This is a genomic window from Streptomyces davaonensis JCM 4913 (assembly GCF_000349325.1).
GTDB classification, from domain to species: Bacteria; Actinomycetota; Actinomycetes; order Streptomycetales; family Streptomycetaceae; genus Streptomyces; species Streptomyces davaonensis.
Map to the genome: position 1 here is coordinate 9,158,310 of NC_020504.1, position 14,187 is coordinate 9,172,496.

Annotated in this window: 15 protein-coding genes and 1 pseudogene; 7 read left to right on the forward strand and 9 right to left on the reverse strand. The window is 70.7% G+C overall.

Translation table 11 applies throughout. The features are described from left to right. Positions 1-129: 129 nt before the first annotated feature. Complete coding sequence (locus tag BN159_RS40600; protein ID WP_015662897.1) at positions 130-1,557, forward strand: basic amino acid/polyamine antiporter; 1,428 nt, start codon at positions 130-132, stop codon at positions 1,555-1,557. Between the two features lie 19 nt (positions 1,558-1,576). Then, positions 1,577-2,833, forward strand: a complete 1,257-nt coding sequence (locus tag BN159_RS40605) for an arginine deiminase (protein WP_015662898.1) — start codon at positions 1,577-1,579, stop codon at positions 2,831-2,833. A 12-nt stretch (positions 2,834-2,845) separates the two neighbouring features. On the opposite strand, the gene BN159_RS40610 is transcribed toward BN159_RS40605, so the two are convergent. After that, positions 2,846-3,268 carry a PaaI family thioesterase gene (locus BN159_RS40610; RefSeq protein WP_015662899.1) on the reverse strand — a complete coding sequence of 141 codons (423 nt, stop codon included), beginning with the start codon at positions 3,266-3,268 and terminating at the stop codon, positions 2,846-2,848. A gap of 66 nt (positions 3,269-3,334) precedes the next feature. Here BN159_RS40610 and BN159_RS40615 point away from each other — a divergent pair, with 66 nt between their 5' ends. Next, positions 3,335-3,760: a MarR family winged helix-turn-helix transcriptional regulator gene (locus BN159_RS40615; protein ID WP_015662900.1), complete on the forward strand. Its 426-nt coding sequence runs from the start codon at positions 3,335-3,337 to the stop codon at positions 3,758-3,760. 9 nt (positions 3,761-3,769) lie between these two features. On the opposite strand, the gene BN159_RS40620 is transcribed toward BN159_RS40615, so the two are convergent. Beyond that, on the reverse strand, positions 3,770-5,320 hold the full coding sequence (locus BN159_RS40620; RefSeq protein ID WP_015662901.1) for an SMI1/KNR4 family protein: 1,551 nt from the start codon (positions 5,318-5,320) through the stop codon (positions 3,770-3,772). 86 nt (positions 5,321-5,406) lie between these two features. Further along, complete coding sequence (locus tag BN159_RS40625; RefSeq protein ID WP_015662902.1) at positions 5,407-6,978, reverse strand: alpha/beta hydrolase; 1,572 nt, start codon at positions 6,976-6,978, stop codon at positions 5,407-5,409. A 318-nt stretch (positions 6,979-7,296) separates the two neighbouring features. On the opposite strand from BN159_RS40625, the gene BN159_RS40630 reads away from it, so the two are divergent. Continuing rightward, a complete protein-coding gene (locus BN159_RS40630; RefSeq protein ID WP_015662903.1) occupies positions 7,297-7,950 on the forward strand; it encodes a chaplin in 654 nt (217 codons plus the stop codon). A 60-nt stretch (positions 7,951-8,010) separates the two neighbouring features. Here the strand turns inward: BN159_RS40630 and BN159_RS40635 are convergent, their stop codons facing one another. The 3 genes from BN159_RS40635 to BN159_RS40645 form a co-directional block, all read right to left on the reverse strand. Next, positions 8,011-8,739, reverse strand: a complete 729-nt coding sequence (locus BN159_RS40635) for a class I SAM-dependent methyltransferase (RefSeq protein ID WP_015662904.1) — start codon at positions 8,737-8,739, stop codon at positions 8,011-8,013. Next, a complete protein-coding gene (locus tag BN159_RS40640) occupies positions 8,739-9,332 on the reverse strand; it encodes an aminotransferase class I/II-fold pyridoxal phosphate-dependent enzyme (protein ID WP_231905681.1) in 594 nt (197 codons plus the stop codon). The genes BN159_RS40635 and BN159_RS40640 overlap by 1 nt, the downstream gene beginning before the upstream one ends. A 140-nt stretch (positions 9,333-9,472) precedes the next feature. Next, positions 9,473-9,958 (reverse strand): nucleoside deaminase, encoded by a 486-nt coding sequence (locus tag BN159_RS40645; protein ID WP_015662906.1) that lies wholly within the window; start codon positions 9,956-9,958, stop codon positions 9,473-9,475. A gap of 134 nt (positions 9,959-10,092) precedes the next feature. Here BN159_RS40645 and BN159_RS40650 point away from each other — a divergent pair, with 134 nt between their 5' ends. Together BN159_RS40650 and BN159_RS40655 are read left to right on the forward strand one after the other, a co-directional pair. Then, positions 10,093-11,043, forward strand: coding sequence for an NAD-dependent epimerase/dehydratase family protein (locus BN159_RS40650; protein ID WP_015662907.1), 951 nt, complete (start codon positions 10,093-10,095; stop codon positions 11,041-11,043). 81 nt (positions 11,044-11,124) lie between these two features. Continuing rightward, entirely contained in the window at positions 11,125-11,892 is a 768-nt protein-coding gene (locus BN159_RS40655; RefSeq protein ID WP_015662908.1) for an ArsR/SmtB family transcription factor, read from the forward strand. A gap of 91 nt (positions 11,893-11,983) precedes the next feature. On the opposite strand, the gene BN159_RS40660 is transcribed toward BN159_RS40655, so the two are convergent. Then, a complete protein-coding gene (locus tag BN159_RS40660; RefSeq protein ID WP_015662909.1) occupies positions 11,984-12,424 on the reverse strand; it encodes an SPW repeat protein in 441 nt (146 codons plus the stop codon). A 200-nt stretch (positions 12,425-12,624) separates the two neighbouring features. Here BN159_RS40660 and BN159_RS47285 point away from each other — a divergent pair. Further along, a pseudogene (locus tag BN159_RS47285) lies at positions 12,625-12,759 on the forward strand (aldehyde dehydrogenase family protein); the annotation flags it as partial. Here BN159_RS47285 and BN159_RS40665 read toward each other — a convergent pair. Together BN159_RS40665 and BN159_RS40670 are read right to left on the reverse strand one after the other, a co-directional pair. Further along, complete coding sequence (locus BN159_RS40665; RefSeq protein WP_015662910.1) at positions 12,719-13,363, reverse strand: TetR/AcrR family transcriptional regulator; 645 nt, start codon at positions 13,361-13,363, stop codon at positions 12,719-12,721. The pseudogene BN159_RS47285 and the gene BN159_RS40665 sit on opposite strands and share 41 nt — an antisense overlap. 69 nt (positions 13,364-13,432) lie before the next feature. Then, on the reverse strand, positions 13,433-14,101 hold the full coding sequence (locus tag BN159_RS40670; RefSeq protein WP_015662911.1) for a TetR/AcrR family transcriptional regulator: 669 nt from the start codon (positions 14,099-14,101) through the stop codon (positions 13,433-13,435). Between the last annotated feature and the right edge of the window lie 86 nt (positions 14,102-14,187).

A 14,187-nucleotide genomic window follows, 5' to 3' on the forward strand; every position in this document is an offset into this window, starting at 1 on the left:
TCGCCGATCGGGCATCGGGGGCGAATCGGGCGGGCATTGAAGACATTTCGTTGATAATCTCGCACGGGTCGCCGGATGGCGTCTCCGCGTCGCCGACCTGCGGCGGTGCCTGACCCGCCGAGGACGTCCATGCCCGAGGTCGAGACCAAGGCCCAGGAGTCCCGCACCGCCAAGCTCAGCCTGCCGACACTCGCCATGATGGTGGTCGGCTCTATGGTCGGCGCCGGTGTCTTCTCCCTGCCCCGCCGGTTCGCGCAGGAGACCGGTGTCGTCGGCGCCCTGATCGCCTGGGCGGTGGCCGGTACCGGCATGCTGATGCTCGCGTTCGTCTTCCAGACGCTCGCGGTGCGCCGCCCCGAACTCGACGCCGGTGTCTACGCCTACGCCAAGGCCGGTTTCGGCGAGTACCTGGGCTTCTTCTCGGCGTTCGGCTACTGGGCCAGCGCCTGCGTGGGCAATGTGACGTACTGGGTGCTGATCATGTCCACCATCGGGGCGATCGCACCCGCGCTCGGCGACGGCGACACCGTGCTCGCCGTGGTGCTCTCCTCCGTCGGGCTGTGGCTGTTCTTCTGGCTGATCAGCCGCGGGGTGAAGGAGGCCGCGGCCATCAACCGGATCGTCACCATCGCCAAGGTGGTGCCGATCATCGTCTTCGTGGTGATCGCGCTCTTCTACTTCGAGCCGAGCGTCTTCGCCGACAACTTCGCCGGCGCCGACTATGCGGGCTCCCTGTTCCAGCAGGTCAAGGGCACGATGCTGGCCACGGTCTTCGTCTTCCTCGGAGTCGAGGGCGCCAGCGTCTACTCCCGGCACGCACGGCGCCGCAAGGACGTCGGCGTGGCGACCGTGCTGGGATTCCTGAGCGTCTTCGCGATCTTCGCCTCGGTGACCATCGTGTCCTACGGCCTGATGCCGATGAGCGAGATCGCCGAGCTGCGCCAGCCCTCCATGGCGGAGGTGCTGGAGCACGCCGTGGGCACCTGGGGCCAGGTCTTCGTCAGCGTCGGTCTGATCGTCTCCGTCCTCGGCGCGTATCTCGCCTGGACGCTGATGGCGGCCGAGGTGCTGTTCGTGGCCGCCAAGGACGACGACATGCCCCGCTTCCTCAAGCGGTCCACGCCCGCCGACGTCCCCATGAACGCGCTGGTGATGAGCACGGCGCTGACTCAGATCGTCCTGGTCGTCACGCTCTTCTCCGACGATGCCTTCGACTTCGCCCTCAATCTGACCAGCGCGCTCACCCTCATCCCGTTCCTGCTCGCCGCCGCCTTCGCCCTGAAGATCGCGGCGGCCGGGGACCGGGAGCGGTCCAGGGAACTGGGCGTCGCCGCGCTCGCCACCGTCTACACCGCGTTCCTCATCTACGCCGCGGGCCTGAAGTACCTCCTCGTCTCCTTGATCGTCTACGCGCCCGCCACGGTGCTGTTCGTGATGGCCCGCCGAGAGCAGGGAAGACAGCTGTTCGCCCCGCGTGAACGCGTCGTCCTGAGCGTGTCGGTGGCCGGAGCGGTGCTCGGCGTCGTGGCCCTGGCGCTGGGCTGGATCAGCCTGTGAACCCCCGGAAAGGTGCACCGTGACCAGTCAGCAAACCCCTCCCGTGTACGGCGTCCACTCCGAGGTCGGGCGGCTGCGCAAGGTGCTGGTCTGCGCACCGGGTCTGGCTCATCGCCGGCTCACCCCGACCAACTCCGACGACCTGCTCTTCGACGATGTGATGTGGGTCGAGAACGCCCAGCGCGACCACGCCGACTTCGTCGACAAGCTGCGCGAGCGGGGTGTCGACGTGGTGGAGCTGCACGACCTGCTGGCGCGGACGATGGCGGTCCCGGGCGCCCGGGACTGGCTCCTGGACCGCAAGATCGTGCCCAACGAGGTCGGCCTCGGCCTCGTCGACGGCACCCGCGCCTATCTGGAGTCCCTGGAACCGGCCGAGCTGGCCCGGTACTTGATCGGCGGCCTGGCCACCGGCGACCTGCCCGAGGACTACCGCTCCGGCTACCTCGCGCTGGCCCGCGAGTCGACGGGCGTACGCGAGTACCTGATGCCGCCGCTGCCCAACACCCTCTACACCCGCGACACCACCTGCTGGCTCTACGGCGGCCTCACCCTCAACCCGCTGTACTGGCCCGCCCGGCACGACGAGACCCTCCTGATGAAGGCCGTGTACACCTTCCACCCCGACTACGCGGGCTCCACCGTGTGGTGGGGCGACCCCGAACTCGACTGGGGACAGGCCACGTTCGAGGGCGGCGACATCATGCCGGTGGGCAAGGGCGTCGTCCTGATGGGAATGAGCGAGCGCACCTCGCGGCAGGCCATCACCCAGGTCGCGAAGGCCCTGTTCGAGGCCGGTACCGCCGAGCACGTCGTCGTCGCCGGAATGCCACGGCTGCGCTCGGCCATGCACCTGGACACCGTGTTCACCTTCGCCGACCGGGATCTGGTCACCCTGTACCCGGCCATCATGGACGGCGTCCACACCTTCTCCCTGCGGCCCAGCGACAGATCCCCCGGCCTCGAACTCGTCGACGAGGCCCCGGCGTCCTTCGTCGAGGTCGTCGCCAAGGCGCTCGGCCTGCCGAAGCTGCGGGTCGTGGAGACCGGCGGCGATGTCTACGCCTCCGAACGCCAGCAGTGGGACAGCGGCAACAACGCGGTCGCCCTGGAACCCGGGGTGGTGTTCACCTACGACCGCAACACCCAGACCAACACCCTGCTGCGCAGGGCCGGGGTCGAGGTCATCACGATCGTCGGCGCCGAACTGGGCCGCGGGCGGGGCGGCGGGCACTGCATGACCTGCCCGATCGTCCGGGACCCGGTCGACTTCTGAGGGGCGGTCGGCTCAGGCCGCCTGCTGGACCGCGATGCTGCCCTGGGCCACCGCGCACAGGGTCGCGTCGCCGTCGCCCGTGACGGTGGTCAGGTCGCAGCGGACGACGACCCGGGTACGGCCCGCACGGACGACCTGAGCATGTGCCCGCAGGACGTCGCCCTTGGCCGGGCGCAGATAGTCGATGGTGAAACCGGCCGTGATCAGCTGCGCGCCGGCCACGGTGCCCGCGGCGAAGGTCAGCGCGTTGTCCGCCGCGTAGCCGAGGACACCGCCGTGCACGGTGCCGTGCTGCTGGAGCAGCTCCTCGCGGATGTCCAGTTCGAGGACGGCCTCGCCGTCGCCGAAGGCGGTCAGCCGGGTGCCGAGCAGCGCGCTGAAGGGCTGCGCCGCCAGGACCTGCCGGGCCTGGTCCAGATCCGGGGTCTTGTTCACGTCGAACCTCACTTCACTAGTGAACTGAGAGTGGCGCGAGTCGGCCGCCTCTGTCAAGATCGGCCCATGTCCGAGCCGGATCAGCGCCTGTACTTCCTGCTTCAGCGGGCGGCGCACCAGTTGCGCACCGCCGCCGACCGGCGCTGTGTGACGGCCGCCGGGATCACCACCGTCCAGCTCGGCGCGCTGTTCGCCGTCGAGGACCGGCCGGGCATCACCCAGCAGCAGCTCGCCCGCACCCTCGGTCTGCGCGAGTCGGCCGTCACCGGCCTGGTCACCCGGCTGACCACGGCAGGACTGCTGGCCAAGGGCGCGCACCCGAGCGAACACCGGGCCGTGGTCCTGGAGTTGACGGACGCCGGAGCCGTCGCATTGGACGCGGCGCGTCCCGAGATCGACCGCTTCAACACCGAACTGCGCGAGCTCCTCGGCGACGACGGATTCAGCCGGACGGCTGCCGCCCTGCACCGGATCGTGCACGGCGAGGAGTGAGGCCCGCGCTCACTCGCGGAGTGAACCCGCCAGGCGCAGCGCTCCGTCGGTGTCCAGGCCGAGGCGGGCGGCCCAGGCGAGGGCGTCGTCGAGCGTGACCTCCTCGCCGGCCAGGCGGGCGGCCGCCAGGGCGGGAGGCGCTCCGGCCTTGTCCAGCAGGGCGCTCCACTGATCCAGGGTGAGGGCGAGGTAGCGAAGGGACGGCAGCTCGGCGAGGACGGCCACGTCCGCTCTCTCGGCCCCGGAGAGGTCGAGGCCGCGCAGCTGGGGCGCCGTGCGCAGGGGCGCGAGGTCGACCGGGGCGGTGGTGGTGAGGCCGAGCGAGGCCAGGTGGGCATGGCCGGCGAGCGGGCTCAGATCGCCGCCGTCGAGGCCGACCCGCAACGACTCGACGGGCAACTCTCGAACCGGCGTGATGTCGGCGGTGGTGGCACGGTTGAGGTGCAGTTTGCGCAGCCGTGGAGCGGCTGTGAGCGGGGCGAGGTCGACCGGTCCGGTGACGTCGTTGACGTGCAGGGCCTGGAGGGTCGGCGGCACCTCCTCGGGCACATTGCCGCCGATGATCTCCTGGGTCTCGTGTTCGGCGCCGGGCTCCTCCAGATACAGGTGCTCGCCGTGCACCGAGTACGCGCCCTGCTCCAGCAGTTCCAGACAGCGGCCGAGCAGTGAGGTGACCGAGTCGGTGACGTACACGGGACCCTCGTCGTAGTCACGGCCGGTCCGGATGACCTGACCGGGGCGGCCGGCGCGGGCCGGAGCCATGTCGACGGCCAGGAAGTTGCCGTCCTCGCCGCTGCCGAACCGCAGCCACCCGGGGTGGCCGCCGCAGCGCCGTACGGTGTCGGCCGGAACGGTGTCCAGGACGACCGCGTTCCACTCCAGGTCCCAGCCGTACCAGGGCCGTTGGGCCGCGCCCCACTCCAGATGCTCACCCGCCATGCTTGCTACTGACAGCCAGGCGTTGCCCGGGAAGAGATAGTGATCACGGTCCCCGTCCGCGAGCAGGTAGAGCGCGCGCAGATCGGCGGGGATGCGGTGGCCGAGCTGCTGTTCGGCCGCCTGGATCGCGGCTTCGGTGGCGGGTGGGGGCAGTTGCTCGGGCCGCCCCAGAATCTCGGCGCGCCGCTCCAGGTACCTGCGGAAGCGGGCCACGGCCAACTCGGGATCGCCCGCCGCGGCGGCGGTGCCGGGCTCCTGGCGCAGTCCGGGCTGCGGAAGCTCGTACTCGGGATCGAGGACCACCTGGAAGCCGCCGTCCCCGGTCACTTGGGTGATGGCGTCATGGAAGGCGACGAGCCGGTACTCGCCGGTGGGCCGGCACCGGATCTCCAGGGACGCGGGCTCCCAGCCGTGCTCCTCGCGCAGCATCTCCCCGAGCGCCATGAGGTGCTCGTGCGGGCTCGGCAGCCCCGCATGCCGGCCGCTCCGGCGCGGGCTGTAGCCGCCGGTCACCGAGCTTCCGTGACGCCCCGCCCGGGCGTACATCACCGCCTCGGTCCAACCGCTCGGGATATGCGACAACATCGCCTCGACGATCGGCCGTACCGCCTGCTCCACCATGACCCGCTCCCCGCTCTCGACGATCCCCGGGAATCATGGCAGCGACCACTGACAACGCCGACCGTGCTGAACCCGGCCGTGACGCCTCAGTCGCTCTCGTCCGGCCCGCACGAACTGCCGTTCGCGGGCAGGGAGCCGTACAGCAGGAACGCGTCCACCTTGCCGTGCACGCACCGCGAGGAGGCGTATCCGGTGTGGCCGCTGTCGCGGTTGTCGAGAACCACCGCCGAGGAGCCGAGCCGCCGCGCCGTCTCCACGGTCCAGCGGTACGGCGTCGCCGGGTCGCCGCGGGTGCCGACCAGGAGCATCTTCGACGTGTCCAGGTCCTTGACCTGCTCGCGGATGAAGTCCGTGCCCTTGGGGCGGCCGTAGCACATGAGGACCTCGGTGAGCCGGTACTGGCCGAAGACCGGGGAGGCGCGCTCGTACTCGGCGCGCAGTCGGTCGAGGTCACGGGTGATGCGCTTCGCGGTCGGCCGGTCCGGGTCGTCCGCGCAGTTGATCGCCATCAGCGCCGCGGGAAGGTTGTCCAGCGGGACGTCCTCCGCGTCGACGAGTCCGCCGTCCCCGTCACCGTTGCGCACGGGCGCGGCGAGACCGCCGTAGGCGAGGCTCATCACGCCCCGGGTGTCGCCGTCCTCGATCAGCGAGGCCAGGGCGCGCTGGAGCGACGGCCACATGTCCTCGCTGTACAGCGCCTGCCCGATGGCGCCCACCAGATCCTGCCCGGTGAACACGTCCCCGAAGTCCGTCGGCACGGGGTCCTCGTCCAGCGACTCCACCAGCCGTACGACCTCCTCCCGCGCGGTGCGCGGATCCTGGCCGAACGGACACGCGATGTCCTGCGTGCAGAAGTCGATGAAGTCGTCCAGCGCGGCCTGCTGCCCCTCGGCGCCCGCCACGCCCTGCTCGGTCAGCGGCTCGGTGAGGGTGTCGACACCGTCCAGGACCATGCGGCCGACCTTGTCCGGGAACTGCTTCGCGTACACCGCCCCGAGCCGTGTGCCGTAGGAGAAGCCGAGGTAATTGAGCTTCTTGTCGCCGAGGGCCTGACGCATCACGTCCATGTCCCGGGAGGCGTACACCGTGCCGATGTACGGCAGCACGGGGCCGGAGTGCTTCCGGCACGCCTCGGCGGTGCGGCGGATCTCCTCCAGCACCGCGTGCGGATCGGAGCCGAGTTCGGTGCTGTCGTCCATGGCGTCGCCGGTCGCCTCGGTTCCGTCGCCGCAGCTGACCGGCGAGGAGCGGCCGACCCCGCGCGGGTCGAAGGTGACCACGTCGTAGCCGTTGGTCAGGCTCATGAAGTCCTTGCCGCCGTAAGCCAGTTGGTCCACCCCCGCGCCGCCGGGGCCGCCGAAGTTGAGCAGCACCGAGCCCCGGGAGTCGCCGGTGGCCCGGTAGCGGGCGAGCGCCAGGTCGAGGGTCCCGGCCGAGGGGTCGGCGTAGTCGAGCGGGACCATGACCTTGCCGCACTGGAGGTCCTTGGGCGCGTCGACGCCCTCGCACTTCCCCCACGACACCTTCTGCCGGTAGAAGCGGGTCAGATCGGGCTCGTCGTCCGCCGCGGGCAGTGCCGGAGCCAGCAGCGGCAGCGTCATCGCCGCGACGATCGCGCAGCGCCGCAGGGCGCGCCGCTTCGACTGCTTGACCGGCATGCAAGCCTCCAGGGCGCCCGTCGGCGGACCGGGATCCGGCGCCCACGATCACGATATGCGGCCCCCGGAAGGCCCGCCTCCGGGCGGGCGGCACGGGTCGACGGGGGTTAAGATCCGCGGTTGCCCGCTGCATGTGCATACGGCTGCATGCATCCGCATACAGTCGGTGGTATCCGTGTACGGGCCGCTTTGCCGCCAGTTCGATAACGGTGCCGCTCGATGGGGTGAAAGGCCGATTAGCCATAACTCCGATGGTTCGCCCGCGTTTTATCCGGTGCGGGCGAGTGCCCGCGTCCATGTCTGGAAGGCAGGGAACCTATGCGAAGGGTTACCCGAAACGGTGTGATCGCCGTCGCCGCCGCATCCGGCGCGATGGCCGTGGCGATGCCCGCGCAGGCCGACTCCGCGGCGGACGGCGCCGCGGCCGGCTCGCCCGGGGCGATCTCCGGCAACACCATCCAGCTCCCGGTGCATGTGCCGGTGAACGTGTGCGGGAACACCGTGAACGTGGTGGGGCTGCTCAACCCGGCCGCGGGCAACACCTGTGCCAGCGAGAGCGCCGGCGACGAGCCGGGCGCACCGGCCGGGGCGTCCGCCGAGGGCGGCGGAAAGGATTCGCCCGGGGTGATCTCCGGCAACGGCGTGCAGTTGCCGGTCGATGTCCCGGTGAACGTCAGCGGGAACAGCGTGAACGTGGTCGGCATCGCCAACCCGGTCACCGGCAACGAGTCGGCGAACTCCCCGGGCGACCGCCCCGCACGACCCGAGCGCCCCGGGAAACCGGCACCCCGGCCGCCCCGCGCCGAGCCCGCCCCGAAGCCCGCGGCCCCCGCCCCCGTCCCGCACACCCCCGGGCCCTCGCTCGCCCACACCGGAGCGGACCACACCGTCCCCGCCGTGGCGGGCAGCGCGGCCCTCATCGTCGGCGGCGCCGCCCTCTACCGGCGCTTCCGCCCCCGCGCCACGCGCTGACCCCAGGACTGAGGGCCCCACCGGACGCACCACCGGTGGGGCCTTCGCCGTCCCCGGGGTTCACCGGGCCACGCCCGTCAGCAGCACCATCCCCGAGTCGCCGTAGTCGGGGAGCGTCGGGTCGGAGTCGACATGGGTCACTTCGAGGTCCTGGGCCAGCGGCGTGAACACCTCGGTGACCCGGTCCGGGTCGATCGGGCAGCCCGGCCAGCGTGAGGCCGGCCCGATCCGGTAGGTCGGCATGTTCTCCATGAAGGCCGCGACCAGGTGGCCGCCCGGCTCGACACAGCGCACGAAGGCCCGGCAGAACGCGGCGAACTCCGCGAAGTCCTCGGTGGCGCCCTCCGCGACGAAGTGCATCGACGCCAGGCCGTAGGAGTCCGGCGGCAGTTCACGGACGTCCGCGTGCACCACGTACACCTGCGCCAGCGCCTGCGCGGGCGTCGCCGGGACCGCGGGGTTGAGCCGTCGGCACAGTTGGTGGAACGGCAGCCAGCTCGCCTCGGGGCCGCACAGGATCTGCCGCTCCAGATAGGCGACGTTCCCGGCGCCCGCCTCCACGGCCTCGATGCGGCGGCTCACGGCGGCGGCGAGCATCAGCGGATACAGGTTCGGGCCCGCCCCGAACTCCACCGAACGGGCCACTGAACCTGGCGCCAGCCGCCGGTAGTACGCCGCGTGGTGTGCGATGACCGCGGCGTCCGAGGGATGCACCTCCCGGTAGTTCTCGGCGAGATAGTCCGCGACCGGCCAACGGTCCCAGTCCACATCGTCGTTGTGCGTCGTCATCAGCGTCCCGCCCCTCCCACGCCGGCCTCGGACACGGCGTCCTGGGATTCCCTCCGCCGCAGCGGGTAACGCGCGGCCAGTCGGGTCAGCGTGGCGTTCAGCCGCGAGATGTCCTCGTCGGAGTTGAGTGCCGTGACCTGGAGGCGGAACCCCACCCGGTCCCGTGGTACGAGCGGATACGCGGCGAGCGTCACATGGATGCTCTCGTCCCACAGCGTCTGCGCGACCGCGTCCAGGTCGCCCGCGTCGGCCAGCGGGACCTCCAGGACGGGCAGCCCGTCCCGGTTGAGGGTGTACACGTCCAGCTCGGCCAGGTGGTCGAGCACCCGGGCCGTCTTGCGGTGCAGATCGGCACGCACGGCGTCGCCGCGCCGGTCGTTGACGTCCAGTCCGGCCATCGCGGTGGCCAGCGACGCGGTGGGCGACGGGCCGGAGTACAGATACGGCGCCGCGGCCGTCTTCAGCCGGTTCTTCAGGCCGGTCGGCAGCGCGAGGAAGGCCAGCAGGGACGAGTACGCCATCACCGCCCACACCGGGGCGAGCGCTGGGGGGACCGTCAGATGGGCGGCGGTGGCGACCCCGACCAGTGTCACGAGTGCGACTGTCAGCCGCTGAGCCGGTTGCAAGGGCATCGCATCCCCGCGAGGGAGCGGCCCGGCCGTCCGGCCGGGGCCTTCTCCGATCCTGGGCAGCGCGGACCGGCCCCTGCATCTCGGCGGGAACGCGGCCCCGGTCAGCCGCGCTGCCGGTGGAAGCGGACGTGCAGCGCGTGCACCTCGTCCGTGAGTTCGGCCACCGGGCCCTCCACCACCACGCCGGGCGCGATGTCGTTGACCGGCAGCGCCCGCACCGGAGCGGCGGGCACGCCCAGCTTGGTCAGCCAGGCGGTCAGCTGCGCGGAGGAGGCCACGTACACGATGCGGCCGAGGCCCACCCAGGCGTGGGCGGCCGCGCACATCGGGCAGTGCTCGCCGGATGTGTAGACCGTGGCCGCGGCCCGCTGCTCGGGCGTGAGATGCGCCGCCGACCAGCGGGCCAGCTCGAACTCGGGATGCCGGGTGCGGTCGCCGGAGGCCACCCGGTTGTGGTCCTCGGCGAGTACGGCGCCCTCCGCGCCCACGAGCACCGAGCCGAACGGCTCGTCCCCGGCGTCCAGCGCCTCGGCCGCCAGCTCCACGCAGCGGCGCAGATAGGGCAGCTCGGAGTCCTTCACGGCCATGGCGTACGACCCTTCTCGCTCGGGCGATCTTCCCTCGCACCCTACGCTCGGCCATCCGTTGCCAGACCTCATCGTGAGAGTTATAGTCTCTAACAGAAACGACAGCACATAACTCTTCTTGGAAGGGGTCAGTCATGGCCGCCACCGCACACTCCCTGCACGTCGTCCTCGGATCCGGTCCGGCCGGGACCGCGCTCGCCCGCGAGCTGGTGCGCCGGGGCCACCCCGTGCGGCTCGTCGACCGCAAGGGCGAGGGGCCCGTGCCGGACGGTGTCGAGCGGTTCGCCGCCGATGTCGCCACCGCCGAGGGCGCACGGGCCGCCGTGGACGGAGCCGCCGTCGTCTACCACTGCGTCAACGTCGGCTACCACCTCCAGGTCGAGGTGATGCCCCGGATCCAGGCGGCGGTCCTGGCCGCCGTCGAGTCCGTCGGCGCCCGGCTGGTGGTGCTGGACACGCTGTACCCGTACGGCGAGACCGGGGGAGCGGTGATGACCGAGGACTCCCCGTGGCAGGCGACCACCCGGAAGGGCCGGATGCGGGCGGAGCTGGACGAGAAGTACCTCGCCGCCCACCGCGAGGGGCGCGCCCGGGTCGTCCTCGGCCGCTCCGCCGACTTCGTCGGCCCCGGAGTCGTCAACTCCACCCTGGGCGGCGCGGTGTTCCCGGCCGCGCTGACCGGCGGGGAGGTGCCGGGGCTCGGTGACATCGACCTGCCGCACAGCTACACGAACATCGAGGACGTCGCCGCGGGCCTCGCGACTCTGGGGGAGCGTCCGGAGGGTGACGGCCGGGTCTGGCACCTGCCGACGGCGGCGGCCGTCAGTACCCGCGAGGTCCTCACCATGATCGAGAAGCGGGTCGGCCGGCCGCTGACCGTCGTGCCCGTGCCCGAGGCCCGCCCCTTCGGCCCGTTCGACGAGCAGTTCATGGCCGAGTACGCGGAGATGTTCTACCAGCACACGGAGCCCCAGATCATGGACTCCTCGGCCTTCGAACGGACCTTCGCGGTGGCGCCGGTTCCGCTCGCCGAGACGATCGATGCGACGGTCGCCTGGTACGCGGACTGGCTCGGCGGCCACTGACACTCGGCGGCGGGGCCGGCGTTTGACATGCAAGCAATTGCCTGCATAACGTTGAGTGTGCGATCAGAGGACGACTCCGGGATGGATCAGGTTTTCAGGGCCCTGGCCGACGACACGCGCCGGCGGTTGCTGGACCGGCTGCACGAGGAGAACGGGCAGACGCTCGGGGAGCTGTGTGCGCGGATCGCGATGACGCGGCAGGCGGTGACCCAGCATCTCGCGGTCCTGGAGGCGGCCCGTCTGATCAGCACCGTGCGGCGGGGGAGGGAAAAGCTGCACTACCTCAACCCGGTCCCGCTCCACGAGATCCAGGAGCGGTGGATCGACAAGTTCGAGCGCCCGCGGCTGCGCGTGCTCGGCGCCGTGAAGCGACAAGCCGAGGAAGCCATGACCGACAAGCCCACCTACGTCTACGTCACCTACATCGAGAGCACCCCCGAGAAGGTCTGGGGCGCGCTCACCGACGCCGACCTCACCGCCGCCTACTGGGGTCACAGCAACGTCTCCGACTGGCAGAAGGGCTCCCGCTGGGAGCATGTCCGCACCGACGGCTCCGGCATCGCCGACGTCGTCGGCACCGTGGTGGTGAGCGAGCGCCCGACCCGGCTGGTCACCACCTGGGCCGAGCCCGGCAAGGAGGACCGGACCGACACGCACTCCCGGGTCACCTTCGACATCCAGCCGCACGGCGGCATCGTGCGACTGACCGTCACCCATGAGGACCTGCCGAGCGAGCGCGACCTCGCCGACGTCTCGCAGGGCTGGCCGGCCGTGCTGTCCAACCTCAAGTCCCTCCTGGAGACCGGCCGTACGCTCTCGCAGGAGCCGTGGCTCGTGCCGGAGAGCTGACCCCGGACACGGGGCGTCGGCCGGTCCTCGGTTTCCCGGACCGGCCGACGCGTCCTCCTTCTGCCTCTAGTTACCGATCACTTCGTGGCTCTCATGGCTTCGGCGCGCTCTTCGCCGCCGTACCGGCGCACATCAGGCCGAGTATCACGGCGAGGGCGCCGATGATGACGTTGTTCCACACGACGCCCGCGTCCGGGCTGTCGCCGACGATCCACGGCGAGACGATCATCCAGGCGCCCAGCGCGCACATGGCCCAGCTCAGGCCGTACATGCGCTCGGGAGCCCGAGTGAACCCCAGGGCGAGCAGGGCGATCGCGATCCCGATGACCAGGTTGTGCGGTACGAGGTCCGGCTGGCTGGTCGTGTAGTGGACGATCCACGGGGACACGGCGCAGTACAGACCGAGCAGGAACACCGGTCCGTCCATGAGCGCCACATCACGACCGCCGAGCATACGGGCGTACCGTTCCCGCATTTCCATAGCATCCGGGTGGCTCGTTATGTCACCTCTGGTGGGCGAGACGTTGGCCATGACTCGTCTCCTTTGACTAGCAGGCCTGACCGCGTTTGGTGCGGTATGCGGATAAGCGCCGCTTCCCTACATTCTGCTCTTATTCAGTCCTTATGTGTAGAGGTCAGGGGCAGGGGTGGGGCCGGGGAATGGCCTCCGTCGAATGATGGTTGGCTTATACATCGATACCGTACTCACCAGCGAGCAGCGCGCATCAAGGACCGCTCGTCCATCTCACCGTCTCCGACCTGCCGTTCGGCGGAGTGGGGGAGAGTGGCATGGGTAACCACCACGGCCGCTGTTCCATCGAGACGTTCAGTCACCGCAAGGCGCTGCTGGAGAAGCCGCTCGGCTGAGGCGGCCGGCCGCCTCGTACACCATCCGCGCGTGCAGCTCGAACAGCGCGATCAGATCGACGTCGTCGCCGGCGACTTCCCGCTGGACGAAAAGTCCGTCGGCGCCGGCGACGGTGTAGGTGGTGAGGGTGGCGAGCGCCTGCTCGTCCAGGTCGGGGAAGAGGTCCTGGAGCATCTGCGCGATCCGTCGGCGGGAGATCTCCCGGACCTGGAGGAAGACGGTTCTGCCGCGTGGTTCGGTGGGGCGTCGTTCGAGGGCGAGCATGAGGCCGAGGCGCAGGAAGTCCGGGGCGTCGACAAGGGACTTGGCGATGTTGGCGGCCATCACGGTCATCCGCTCAAGCGGCGCTCCCGTGGCCTCGTCCGGCAGTTCCACCGCCGTCAGCCAGGTCTCGAAGCTGCGCTCGATGACCGCGGCGATCAGGTCGTCCTTGTCCTTGAAGTGCCAGTAGATCGAGCTGGCGGGCAGTCCGCACTTGGCGCTGACGGCCGCGATGGACGTTCCGTCGTAACCGCGCTCCCCGGCGATCTCCACGGTGGCGTCCAGGATCCGCTGCCGCGACTCCACCCCGTTGGCGCGCTTCCTGCGCGGGGCCTGCGTCATGGGTGTCTCCAGCTCGTACGGGCACTGAAGATCCCACTCTAATTGGAGCGCCCCCTACAGCAGTCGCCCCTAGGCCCTCTCCAAGGGCTCCGCGCGGTCAAGGTCCGGCAGTTCCAGCGAGCAGATCCGCTCGGCCTCCTCCGGCGGGATGCCGAACTGCCGCAGCAGGCCCCGGGCGACCAGGTCCGCGGAGGCCGCCGCGTCCCGCTCGGGCTGCTCGTGCAGCAGGGCACCCAAGGACAGCACGGCGCCCGCCGTCACCGCCAGTGCCAGATCCACGTCCTCCACCTCGAACCGGCCCGCGTCCACGGCGGCCCGGATGTCGTGCAGGGCGCGGGGTGCCAGGCCGCGGTCGTAGCGGACGAGTTCGAGCCCTTGGCGCAGGAGGAGCCTGCTCAGCTCGGGGTGGCGGCGGTGCAGGCGGCCGGTCATCCGGAAGCTCTGGGCGTAGGCGACCGCGGGGTCGTCCAGGTCCGCGGTGAGCCGGTCCATGAGCGTGCCCCACCACTCCAGCGCCTCCTCCACGGCGACGCGGAACAGTTCGTCCTTGCTGTCGAAGTGGTTGTAGAAGGAGCCGACGCCGATGTCGGCCAGCTCGGTGATCTCCTGGATGGGGACCTCGGTACGGCCCTCGGCCAGCACTCGCTGGGCCGCGTGCACCAGCGCGCTCCGGGTCCGCGCCTTGCGCCGGTCCATCCGCCGCGGCGCGGCCTTCTTCGCCGCCGTGCTCTCGGCCATCGCACTCTCTCCGTCCCGCCCGTACCTGGTCATCCGCACTCTAGCCGCCTCTCCAGGTCTCCTGAAGATTTCTTCAGTTCTCTTGA